Below are 12,227 nucleotides of genomic sequence, written 5' to 3' on the forward strand. Positions count from 1 at the left end.
GTCAACCGCGTTGGCGAGTAGTGATCTCAGTCACATCTATTACATACAGCAATGAATGTACTTCGCATCACACCATGTCGTAGCCCAAAGTGCGCCGGGGTACTCCTGTCACCTTTCCCAACCTGGGCGCGCCGATCCGCGCGGAGTTCGCTAAGGTCCGATCCGCACGCTCGGGTCATGGTTCACGCATTTGAGGCACCGCTTCTGGCTCCATAGCCAGAGCGGACAGTGATCGACCAGAGAGTGAACTCCCCGCCGTATGACCATGACACGCCGTTCCGCACGTCGCGCCCAGCATTCACGAGCACGCAATCTCCTGTTTCCCCAACTGCTTACGGCCGCGGTCGACACGGCTTTCGATTCGGTTGCCGTCCGGTACAATCCCACCGGTGATCCCGCGGATCAACGTGAGCTGAGCTACCGGGAGCTGGACGAGACGTCCTCGCGCTGGGCCCGCTATCTCATCGGACTCGGTGTGGGGCCGGCAGATTTCGTCGCCGTGGCCATCACCCGCTCGATCGAGTCGGTGCTGGCGGTCTGGGCGGTCGCGAAGACCGGTGCCGCCTACGTGCCCATCGATCCGTCGTATCCGCCGGAGCGAATCGCGCACATGATCGCGGATTCCGGCGCGCTCCTCGGCCTCACCACCTCGGCGCACCGGGCCGCACTCGCCGCGCCCGGGATGGAGTGGATCGAACTCGACTCCGTCGTCCACCGGCAGCGGGCCGCCGCCGAGCCCGGCCATTCGGTCTGCTATCTGGACCGATCGCGCGTCCTGACCGAACAGCACCTCGCCTACGTGATCTACACCTCCGGCTCGACGGGCAAGCCGAAAGGCGTCGCGGTCACCCACGCCGGTCTCGCGAATCTGGTCGAGCACGAAATCGCCGCCCGGGCGGTGACCCGGGAGTCGCGCGTCTCGCATCTGTGCACGCCGAGCTTCGATTTCTCGGTGATCGAGATGCTGCTCGCCTTTTCGGCGGGCGCGACTCTGGTCGTGGCGCCACCCGTGGTATTCGGCGGCGTCGAGCTGGCCGATCTGCTGCGGCGCGAGCGGGTCACGCACCTGTGCATCACGCCGGGAGCGCTGGAATCCATCGAACCGGCCGGACTCGACGATCTGCGCGCCATCCTGTGCGGCGGTGAGCGGGTAGGTCCCGAACTGGTTGCCCGGTGGGCGACCGGTGACCGGTCCTTCTACATCGTCTACGGCCCCACCGAGACCACTGTCTTCGCCACCGGCACCGAGGCGATCCCCGTGGGCGGCGCCACTCATATCGGCACTCCGGTACCGGCGCTGGGCGTCCATGTTCTCGATGCGCGGCTACGGATGGTGCCCACGGGCGTGATCGGGGAGCTGTACCTTTCCGGTCCCGCGCTGGCACAGGGGTACCTCGGGCGACCCGAGCTGACCGCGGGCAGGTTCGTCGCCAATCCGTTCGCTGCGGTACCCGGCGCCCGCATGTATCGCACCGGTGATCTGGTGCGGCGCACCTCGGCAGGACTCCTCGAACACCACGGCCGGGTGGACTTCCAGGTCAAGATCCGGGGGCTGCGGATCGAGCTCGGTGAGATCGACAACGCGCTGACCGCCCACCCCGACGTCGACTACGCCGCGACACTTGGCACGACACTGCCGTCCGGCGCGGCGGCGCTGGCGTCCTACGTGCTACCACGGGTGGGGTCCATCCCCGGCGGCAGCGGCCGGGTGGCGCTGGACACCACCGAACTCATCGAATTTCTCGCGAAAACCGTTCCGGCCTATATGCTTCCGGCCGCGATTACGGTTCTCGACGCACTGCCGCTGACGCCGGTCGGCAAGCTGGATCGCGCAGCGCTGCCCGAGCCCGTGCTCACCGCCCGGCAGTTCCGGGAGCCCGGCACGCCGACCGAGCGGGTGGTGGCCGAGGTCTTCGCGGCGCTGCTTCTGCCGCCGAGCGGCGCGAGCACCGGCCGCGTGGGCACCGGCGACGACTTCTTCGAGCTCGGCGGCAATTCGCTGATCGCGACGCAGGCGGCCGCACGGCTGGGCGCCGCGCTCGGCGTCCGGGTTCCGGTCGCGCTGCTGTTCGAGGCATCGGTGGTGGCGAGGCTGGCCGAACGTCTCGACGAACTGGGCCCGGCGTCTTGTTCCGTGCCGCGACCGATGGTTCGACCGCAGCGGGTGCCGCTGTCGTTCGCGCAGCGGCGGATGTGGTTCCTCAACCGGTTCGACCCGGCCGCAGCGAGCAACAACATCCCGCTGGCGGTGCGTTTGAGCGGGCAGCTGGACGTGGCGGCGCTGCGGGCCGCGATCCGGGACCTGGTGCGGCGGCACGAGGTGCTGCGGACCAGCTACCCCGAGCACGAGGGGATGGGCACCCAACGGGTGCACGCGATGTCGGATCCGGAAGCGGTGCCCGAGCTGCCGGTGCTCGACGTGGCGGAAACCGACATCCCCGAGCGTACGGTCGCCGCGGTGATCGAGGGCTTCGACGTCACGGCGGCGCCGCCGATCCGGCTGCGTCTGCTGCGCTCGCACGAGACCGAGCACGTGCTGGTGGGGGTGGTCCACCACATCGCCGCGGACGGCTCCTCCATGGGCCCGCTGACCGCCGACCTGATGACCGCGTACTCGGCCAGGGCCGCCGGCCGCGCTCCCACCTGGAAGCCGCTGCCCTTGCAATACGTGGACTACACGCTGTGGCAGCGCGAAATGCTCGGCGAGGAGACCGATCCGAACTCCCCGTTCGCCCGGCAGATCGGATTCTGGCGGCAGCGGCTGGCGGACCTGCCGGAAAGGCTGGACCTGCCCGCCGACCGCCCGCGCCCCGCGGTGTTCTCGGGTCGCGGCGCCACTCACGAATTCAAGATCGACACGACGGTGCATACCGCGCTGAACCGGCTGGCGCACCGACATGACGTGACGTTGTTCATGGTCGTGCACGCCGCGTACACCGTCCTGCTGGCCCGGCTGTCGAATACCCGCGACATCACCGTGGGCACGCCGGTGGCCGGCCGCGGCGAGGCCACGGTGGACGGCTTGATCGGCATGTTCGTCAACACCCTCGCGCTGCGCATCGAGATCGATCCGGGCCAGACCTTCGCCGAGCTGCTCGAGCGGGTGCGCGCCGGGGACCTCGAGGCGTTCGGGCACGCCGACGTGCCGTTCGAACGCCTTGTGGAGGTGCTGGACCCGGTGCGGTCGAGCGCGCATCACCCGTTGTTCCAGACGATGCTGACCTTCCAGAACATCGCGCCTGCGACGCTGGAACTGCCCGCGCTCATCGTCTCCGCGCTCGACTTCACGCTGCCGCTGGCGAAATTCGATCTCGAACTGACCATGGTTCCGCACGAGGACGAGCGGACGCCGCTGGGGATCTCGGCGGCGTTCACCTATTCCACCGAGCTGTTCGACGAGGCGACGGTGGCGGGGTTCGCCCGGCGGCTGTGCGGAATTCTCACGGCGGTCGCCGAGTCGGCGGATCACGTGGTCGGCGAGATCGAGTTGCTCGATGCCGCGGAGCGCACGGCGATCCTGGTCAAGTGGAACGACACCGGGCATCCGGTCCCAGCGGGTCTGGTGCTCGACGGGTACCGGCATGCGGTGCAACGGCATCCGGACGATGTCGCGGTCGCCTGCGTAGACCGGCAGCTGACCTATCGCGAGTTCGACGAGCGGGTCAACCGGCTCGCCCGGGTGCTCGTCGACCACGGTGTCGGCGCGGAAACGCTGGTGGGACTCGCGGTTCGGCGTTCGCTGGATCTGGTGGTCGGCATGTACGCGATTCTCACCGCCGGTGGCGCGTACGTTCCGCTGGACCCGGATCATCCCGCCGAGCGGATCGCGCACGTTCTCGACGTCGCCCGGCCCGTCTGCGTGCTCACCACCTCCGCCGACGCGGTGCCGATGCCCGGCCACGTCACCGTCCTGCATCTGGACGCCCTCGGAGCCGATCGGCGCTCGGGCGCTCCGCTCCGGGCCGAGGAACTGGCGCGCACAGTGCTGCCGGAGCACCCGGCGTATGTGATCTTCACGTCGGGCTCGACCGGACGTCCGAAAGGTGTGGCGGTCTCGCACGAGGCGATCGGCAACCAGATCGCGTGGATGCTCGACCAGTACCCCATGGGGCCGGGGGATGCGTACCTGCAGAAGACCGCGGCCACCTTCGACGTCTCGTTGTGGGGTTACCTGATGCCGCTGCGGTCGGGCGCGAAGCTGGTCGTCGCCGAACACGACGGGCACCGCGACGCGGCCTACCTCGCCGCGACCATCGCCGCGCACGGCGTCACCGTCACCGATTTCGTGCCGTCGATGCTGACGGCGTTCGCCGCGCACGCGCCGGCCGAAAGCCTCGGGACACTGCGGCATCTGTTCGTCATCGGCGAAGCCCTGCCGCCGGAGACCGTGCGCGCGGTCCGGTCGGTCACCGGTGCGCAGGTGCACAACCTGTACGGACCCACCGAGGCCGCGGTGTCGGTGACGTACCAGCCCGCGGGAACGGGCGGCGGGAAGACGGTGCCGATCGGCCGGCCGCAGTGGAACACCCAGGTCTACGTGCTCGATTCGCAGCTGCGGCCGGTGCCGGCCGGGGTACCGGGCGAGCTGTACCTAGCCGGGGATCAGCTCGCTCGTGGGTATGTGCGGCAGGCGGCACAGACCTCGGGCCGCTTCGTCGCGAACCCGTTCGGTCGCGGCACCAGGATGTACCGAACCGGCGACCTGGCCCTCTGGCGCGCACCCGGCGCGGACGAGCCCGAGCGATTGGAATACCTCGGGCGCACCGATTTCCAGGTGAAGCTCCGCGGACAGCGGATCGAACTCGGTGAGATCGAGACCGCGCTGCTCGCGCAGCCGTCGGTGAGCCAAGCGGTGGCGGCGGTGGTGGGTTCGGCGTCGGGGGAGCGGCTGGCGGCGTATGTGGTCCCGTGCCCCGGGCAGGTCGTCGACGACGCAGAACTCATGGCCGCGATCTCGGCGGTCCTGCCCGCGTACATGATGCCGTCCGCGCTGGTCGAGCTGCCCGCGCTGCCGCTGAACGCGAGCGGCAAACTCGATCGCAAGGCGTTGCCCGCGCCGGTGGTCGAGGTCAGGAAGTTCCGGGCCGCTCGTGATGCCGTCGAACAGGCCGTCGCTCAAGTGTTCGCCGACCTGCTCGGTGTCGAGCGCGTGGGCATCGACGACGATTTCTTCGCCCTCGGCGGCAATTCGCTGCTCGCGACCCGAGCCGTCGCGCGGGTCAACGAGGCGCTGCGATCGCAGGTCACCGTGCGTGACCTGTTCGAGGCGCCGCTGGTGTCAGCGCTTGCCGCGCGGGTGGTCGCCGGTGGGGCGGGCACCGCTCGTCCGCCTTTGGCGCGGTCGCGACGACCGGATCGCATCCCACTATCGCTCGCACAGCAACGAATGTGGTTGCTCAACCGCATCGAGCCGGACTCGCCCGCCTACCACCTGCCCTTCGCCGTCCGGCTGACCGGCGTCCTCGACCTGAGCGCACTGGACCACGCGGTTGCCGACGTGATCGAACGGCACGAGGTGCTGCGCACCCGCTACCCGGTCGACGCCGACGGGCAGCCGTACCAGGAAATCCTTCCCACAGGCGCGGTCCTGCCCGGCGGACTCGCGGTCGAGCACGGCGTCACCGATGTGACGGACAGGGTGAACGGGCTGATGTCCGCGGGCTTCGACGTGACCGCGGCCGCACCCGTTCGCCTGCGGCTGTTCAGCTCGGGCCTCGATCATCTGCTCGTCATCGTGACCCACCACATCTCGGCGGACGGGTCGTCGCTCGCGCCGCTGGCCCGCGACCTGGTGACCGCCTACGTGGCCCGGCTCGAGGGCGGCGCGCCGGACTGGCCGCCGCTGCCGGTCCAGTACGCCGATTTCGCGATCTGGCAGCGCGCCGCCATCGGACCCGAGGACGCCCAGGATTCCATTGCGGCGCGGCAACTGTCGTATTGGCGCGCTCAGCTGGCCGGGCTGACGGGGCCGCTGGAGCTGCCGACCGACCACCCCCGCCCATCGACTGCCTCGACCCGCGGCGCGTCGATCGGCCATACCATTCCGGCGGGGATCCACGAGCGGCTGACCCGGATCGCGCGCGACCACAACGCCACGCTGTTCATGGTGGTGCACGCGGCGCTCGCCACGCTGATCGGGCGCCTGTGCGGCGCCACGGACGTCGTGATCGGCACCCCGGTCGCCGGGCGCGGCGACCGCGCACTGGACGACCTGGTCGGGATGTTCGTCAACACGTTGGCGCTGCGTGTCGAGGTGGATCCCGCCGCGACCTTCCACGATCTCCTCGACCGGACCCGGGAAACGGCTCTCTCGGCGTTCGCCAACGGTGACGTGCCCTTCGAGCGCGTGATCGAAGAGGCCGCCCCTGCGCGCACCGGAGCACACAACCCGCTGTTCCCGGTGATGCTGTCGTTCCAGAACATCGAGCAGCCCACCCTCGAGTTGCCGGACCTGACGATCACCGCTGTCGACAACGGCGAGATCACGGCCAAATTCGATCTGCACGTCGTCGTCGAGCCGCGACGGCGCGATGACGGCCGGACCGAACTGGCCGTGACCTTCACCTACGCCACCGAACTCTTCGACGATTCGACCGTCCGCGCCTTCGCTCGCCGGTTCGAGCGCATCGTGTCCGCGGTCGCGGAAGATCCCGCGGCGCCGGTCTGGGACATCGATATCCTCGACGAGGACGAGAACTCCCCGGCGACAACGCAATCGTGCGAGGCGCCGGCGGCGACGCTGCCCGAGCTGATCGGTGCACAGGCTCGGCGCAGGCCGGAGGCGGTGGCTGTCCGATTCGGCGCCGCCACGCTGAGTTTCGGGGCGTTGCACAGACGCGCGAATCGCATCGCCCGCGCGCTGATCGCGGCCGGAGCGGGCCCGGAAACCGTTGTGGCCGTCGCGGTGCCGCGCACCGAAGACCTGCCGGTCGCGCTGCTCGGGGTGCTCTCGGCCGGTGCCGCGTACCTGCCCATCGACCTCACCTACCCGGCGCAGCGGTTGGCCTTCGTCCTCGCCGACGCGGCGCCGGTGTGCGTGCTGACCACGGATGCCGAGCGATCGGCCCTCCCGGATGCCGGAGTGCCCACCGTCTTGCTGGAGCAGACGGCGGAGTTCGCCGACGATCCGATCACCGACGCCGACCGGGTGGTGCCGCTGCTCGCGGACAACCTGGCCTACGTCATCTACACCTCGGGCTCGACGGGCGTGCCGAAGGGTGTCGGCGTGACACACCGCAATGCGGTGCGACTGTTCACCGAGGCGCAGCCGCTGTTCGCGTTCGGCGAGTGCGACGTCTGGACGCTGTTCCACTCCTTCGCCTTCGATTTCTCGGTGTGGGAGCTGTGGTGCGCGCTCGTCACCGGCGGCACCGTCGTCGTGGTCGACTACCCGACGTCGCGCTCACCGGAGCTGTTGCGCGAGTTGCTCGTTCGCGAGCGGGTGACGGTGTTGAACCAGACGCCGTCGGCGTTCTGCCAACTCGTCGAAGCCGACCGCGACGCCGTTCAGACGTCCGGGGAATTCGCGCTGCGGTACGTCATATTCGGTGGTGAGGCGCTGGATCTGCGGCACCTGCGCCGGTGGTCCGAGCGTCATCCGGGGGACACGCCGCGCTTGGTCAACATGTACGGCATCACCGAGACCACCGTGCACGTCTCCTTCCTCGAGGTCGGGGAGCACCTGATGGACAGTCCGATCAGCCTGATCGGCCGGGCGCTGCCGGGGCTGGACACCCACGTGCTGGACATCCGCCTGCGCCCGGCGCCGTTCGGTACTCCCGGTGAGATCTATGTCGCGGGCGCTCAGCTGTCCCGCGGCTACTCGGGACGGCCCGGACTCACCGCGACGCGATTCGTCGCGAATCCGTTCGGGCCGCCCGGATCCCGGATGTATCGCTCGGGTGACCTCGCGCGCTGGAGCCGGGTCGGCGACGCCGCCGGGCTCGCCTACGCCGGTCGCGGCGATCAGCAGGTGCAGTTGCGCGGCTTCCGGATCGAGCTGGGCGAGATCGAATCGGCGCTGCGGCGTTGTCCCGGCGTGTGTCAGGCCGTCGCGCTGGTCCGGACCGATCCCGCGCTCGGCGATCAGCTCGTGGGCTACGTGCTACCCGAGCCGGGCGCGCGGCCGGACCCGGCCGAATTGCGCGCCCAGGTAGCCGAATACCTGACCGGCTATATGGTGCCCGCCGCGATCGTCGTGATCGATGCCATTCCGCTGACCCCCAACGGCAAGCTCGACCGGCGGGCGCTCCCCGCACCCACATTCCGTACGCGGGAATTCCGCGCGGCCACCACTCCCGTCGAGGCGACCGTCGCCGCCGCTTTCGCCGCGGTGCTCGGCGCCGAGCGCTTCGGCATGGACGACAACTTCTTCGAACACGGCGGAAACTCCCTGCTCGCCGCGAAGCTGACGCTTCGGCTGTCGACCGCGCTCGGCACTCGGATTCCGGTGATGCGGGTGTTCACCGCACCCACGCCCGCGGAGCTGGTGGCCGATCTGGCTCGCCGCACGAGCGGCGCGGTGGAGACCGAAGCGGCCTTCGACATGCTGCTGCCGCTGCGCCCCGCGGGTTCGGCCGCGCCGCTGTTCTGCGTTCACCCCGTCTCGGGAATCTCCTGGTCGTATGCCGGCCTCGCCGCCTACCTCGACCCCGAACGCCCCCTCTACGGTCTGCAAACGCCCGTGCTCGGGACCGACGAGGCGATGCCGGGTTCGATCGAGGAATGGGCCCAGCGCTACGTCCGGCTGATCCGTTCGAAACAACCGACCGGTCCCTACCATCTGCTCGGCTGGTCCTTCGGCGGCGTTCTCGCACACGAGATGGCGGTGCAATTGCAACGTGACGGCGAGCAGGTCGCGTTGCTCGCGGTGATGGACAGTTACATGGCAGATCCACCGGGCACCCCGCCCGCCGACGCGGGCAAAGTGCCGGTGGCCGAATTGATCGGTGGTCTGCTCGGTGAGCAAGCCGGTGACCTCGGCAACGTCGCGGATGTGGACTGGGCCGCGCTGCCCGAGAAGATGACCGAACTCCCGGAGCCGTTCGCGTCGTTCGGCTCCGATCGCGTCACCCGGATCCTCGACGCGGCGGTGCACTCGGTCGCGCTGCGCAGCGCCTACGACCCGCCTGCGTACCAGGGCGACGTCATCTACTTCACCGCCGCACTCGACGATCCGACCGGGTCGGTCGGCGCGTCGATCTGGAGTGCGGTCGTCGACGGCCGCCTGCACAACCACGGCGTGTCGACGACACATTGGCAGATGACCACGGCATCCGGTCTGGCCCGCATCGCCGACGTACTGACACGGGCGTGGCAGGCGGGCGAACCGGGCGGGCAGCACCCGGTCAGCCGGTGAACCAGCGGCGCAGCCGGGCCTCCGCGGCCGCGGCCTTCTCCCCGGCCAGTTCCACCGACGGCGCGGAGAACGGCGCGACCGGCGCGGGACCGGAGAGGAAATCGGCCTCCACCTTTCCGACCAGTCCGTCCCCGAACTCGATATGGCAAGTACCCCGCCCGCGGTACCGCTGCGCGCCCGCCGATCCGCACAGCTCGGCTTCGATGCCCGCGGCGACCGTGCGGGCGGCGTCCTCGGCGAACACGCCCGCACGCGGGACCGGTGCGTCGGCGCAGTCACCGATGGCATAGACGCCCGCGTACGGCGTTCGCAAGGTCCGCGGGTCGACGGCGATCCAGCCATCGGCGCCGCCCTCGGTGAGCCCCGATGCCTCGGCCACGGCGGGAACCCGGTGTTTCGGGATACCGACGAACAGGTCGTAGGGCAGATCGCCGTCGCGGGTGACCGCGACGTGACGGCTCGGGTCGAGCGCGTGGACCGGTTGTCCCGGCGAGTAATCGATCCCATGCCGGGTCAGCGCTTCGATGATGGCGGCGGAGGTATCCGGAGATACCGGAATCGGGGAGTCCATCGGGGTGAGGAACCGGATCCGGGTGCGGTCGCGGACCCCGCGCCGGGTGAGCTGCTCGTGCAGCAGCATCGCACCTTCATACGGCGCGGGCGGGCACTTGAAGGGAACGCTCAGCACCGCGACGACCACGGCCCCGCCCTCGAAGCCGGCGAGGCGGTCGCGCAGTCGGCGGGCGCCCTCGATCGAGTAGTACTCGTAGCCGTCTTCGACGAAGCCGGGGGTCGCGCCGCAGTCGTAGTCGGCGCCGAGCGCGACGACGAGGATGTCGGGTTCGTACACGGAGCGGTCGGTGCGTACGCGGCGGGTCCGCGGGTCGATCCCGATGACCTCCTCTTGCCGGAATTCGACGCGTGGATGAGCGAAGCGCGCGTACGGGACGCGGGCGGCCTCCGGCGGTAGGTCGCGGAACAAGATGTCCAGTTTGGCGAAGCCGAAGGTGAAGGCGTCGTTGCGGTCGATGATGACGACATGGAGATCGTCGGCCGGCGAGCCCGACAGACGGGTGGCCAGCTCGAGCCCTCCGAACCCCGCACCGAGAACGAGTACGGTTCGCATACGTCGATTCTTCACCTGGTGCGCGGTCGAGTCGAGCCCGCTGCGCCTTGACACCGGGCATGACCGAGTGGTCCGGCGTCGGTCCGCACCGTGCCCGTCAGCCGTCGATGCGCGCGGCGTGGCCGGAGTGCTCTGCTTTCGGTGACCTTCGGCCATCATCTGCGCCGATGCTTCGCGCGATGCTGAGAGGACGTACCGAGTAAACCCTGTTCGGGCCGCTCGCGCCGGTCGCCGACGACGGACCGGATCCGGCGGGCCCGCGACGAACAGTGATCGAGGTGTCGCGATGTTCCTCGCCCGTGCCCTGCGGCCGGAAAGCGCCGGATTTCGACCACCGGAATGAGCATGCCCATGACAGAACTACGGCCCCTCGATTCGGGCTTCATGGAATTGGAGGACTCCGACCGGCATATCAGTCTCGGAATCGGCGCGGTGGCGATCATCTCCGGTGCTCCACCGGGCAGGCGCGAGTTCGGCGGCGTCCTCGCCAGGGGAGTGGAGCAGAACGCACGCCTGCGCCAGAAGGTGCGGCGGGCGCCGCTCGATCTGGCCACGCCGGTATGGGAAGACGACCCGAATTTCGATCTCGCACACCACATTCGCTGGACCGCGCTGCCCACGCCGGGCGACGAGCCCGCGTTGTGTGAACTGGTGGCCACGGAACTGGAGGAGCGACTCGATCGCGACCATCCGCTGTGGCAGTGCGTCGTCGTCGAACATCTCGCGGGCGACCGCTGGGCGCTGCTGGTCAAAGCGCATCACAGCCTGGTGGATGGCGTGTCCGGCATCTCGGTGTTCCGGAGTCTCTGCGATGCCGTCCCAGGAGAGACCGGGACGGCCGCGGCCGAGCCGCGCGGCCGCGGCGAGCTGCGATGGCTCGATGTGGTTCGCGGCGTGACGCGGCTGCCCGTCGTCGTGCCACGTTCCGTGGCCGCCATGACGCGCGGTCTGACGCCACTGGTGTCCGCCGTCGTGTCGCCCGCCGCGGAATGTTCGCTGAACGGACCCATCGGACGGCAGCGCCGGTATGTCGTGGCTCGGGCCGGTCGTCCCGGTATCGATGCGATCGGACCAGGCGAAGTCCACGTTGGACAATCGTATTTCGGCGATGCTGCCATTCCTGCCGATCGATGTCGCCGACCCGGTGGAGCGGCTGGAAGCGATTCGGCAGCGGATGACCGGACACAAGGCGCGGGGCGAAGCGCAAGCGGAGAACTCGCTGCTCGCGCTGGCGGGCCGGTTCCCGTTCGCGCCCATCGCGTGGAGTCTCCGTCTGCTGGCAAGGTTTCCGCAGCGAACCGTCGCCGCGCTGGTGACGAACGTGCCCGGTCCCCGCGACCGGTTGACCGTCCGGGGGCGCACGGTGACGGAACTGCTTCCGGCCACGCCCATCGCGATGCGGTTGCGCACCGCGATCGCGGTCCTCAGCTATGCGGGGCAGCTGACGTTCGGCATCACCGGAGATTTCGACACCACGCCCGATATCGCGGTGCTCGCCGAGGGGATCGAGCGGGAGATCCGGCGGCTACGGCAGCGTGCCGAGATCCGGCGACCCTCCCGGCCGGAGGTTTCCGGACCGTGACCAGCAGCGGTCGGCGAGTGGGCCTCGGGCTGCGCGGGTGTGCCTGCCGGGAGAGGACCGATCGGGGACTTTCTGCCCTGTCCGGCAGTAGGACTCGGTGATGGTATGGGAGGCCGTGATGTCGAGTGAAGACCGGGAAGCGAGGTCGTTGGCAGGTGGAA

The 12,227-nt window shown here is 69.5% G+C and carries 3 protein-coding genes and 1 pseudogene; 3 read left to right on the top strand and 1 reads right to left on the bottom strand.

Annotation, left to right across the window (positions count from 1 at the left end):
• Window positions 1-259: 259 nt before the first annotated feature.
• Entirely contained in the window at window positions 260-9,358 is a 9,099-nt protein-coding gene (locus ACFU5M_RS03395; protein ID WP_379042971.1) for an amino acid adenylation domain-containing protein, read from the top strand.
• On the opposite strand, the gene ACFU5M_RS03400 is transcribed toward ACFU5M_RS03395, so the two are convergent.
• A complete protein-coding gene (locus ACFU5M_RS03400; protein ID WP_379042974.1) occupies window positions 9,348-10,484 on the bottom strand; it encodes an NAD(P)/FAD-dependent oxidoreductase in 1,137 nt (378 codons plus the stop codon). The genes ACFU5M_RS03395 and ACFU5M_RS03400 overlap by 11 nt on opposite strands.
• Before the next feature lie 384 nt (window positions 10,485-10,868).
• On the opposite strand from ACFU5M_RS03400, the pseudogene ACFU5M_RS03405 reads away from it, so the two are divergent.
• Window positions 10,869-11,465 (top strand): annotated as a pseudogene (locus tag ACFU5M_RS03405) (wax ester/triacylglycerol synthase domain-containing protein); the annotation flags it as partial.
• Between the two features lie 127 nt (window positions 11,466-11,592).
• The gene (locus tag ACFU5M_RS03410; RefSeq protein ID WP_379042977.1) at window positions 11,593-12,066 is read left to right on the top strand and encodes a WS/DGAT domain-containing protein; all 474 of its coding nucleotides are present in this window, start codon (window positions 11,593-11,595) and stop codon (window positions 12,064-12,066) included.
• Window positions 12,067-12,227: the final 161 nt, after the last annotated feature.

Source organism: Nocardia sp. NPDC057455 (genome assembly GCF_042802775.1).
Lineage (GTDB): Bacteria > Actinomycetota > Actinomycetes > Mycobacteriales > Mycobacteriaceae > Nocardia.

What these genes read in the sequence shown, in the direction of transcription:
- ACFU5M_RS03410 (WP_379042977.1), top strand. Translation starts at nt 11,593, where the DNA reads ATGCTGCCATTCCTGCCGATCGATGTCGCCGACCCGGTGGAGCGGCTG.
- ACFU5M_RS03395 (WP_379042971.1), top strand. Translation starts at nt 260, where the DNA reads ATGACCATGACACGCCGTTCCGCACGTCGCGCCCAGCATTCACGAGCA.
- ACFU5M_RS03400 (WP_379042974.1), bottom strand. Translation starts at nt 10,484, where the DNA reads ATGCGAACCGTACTCGTTCTCGGTGCGGGGTTCGGAGGGCTCGAGCTG.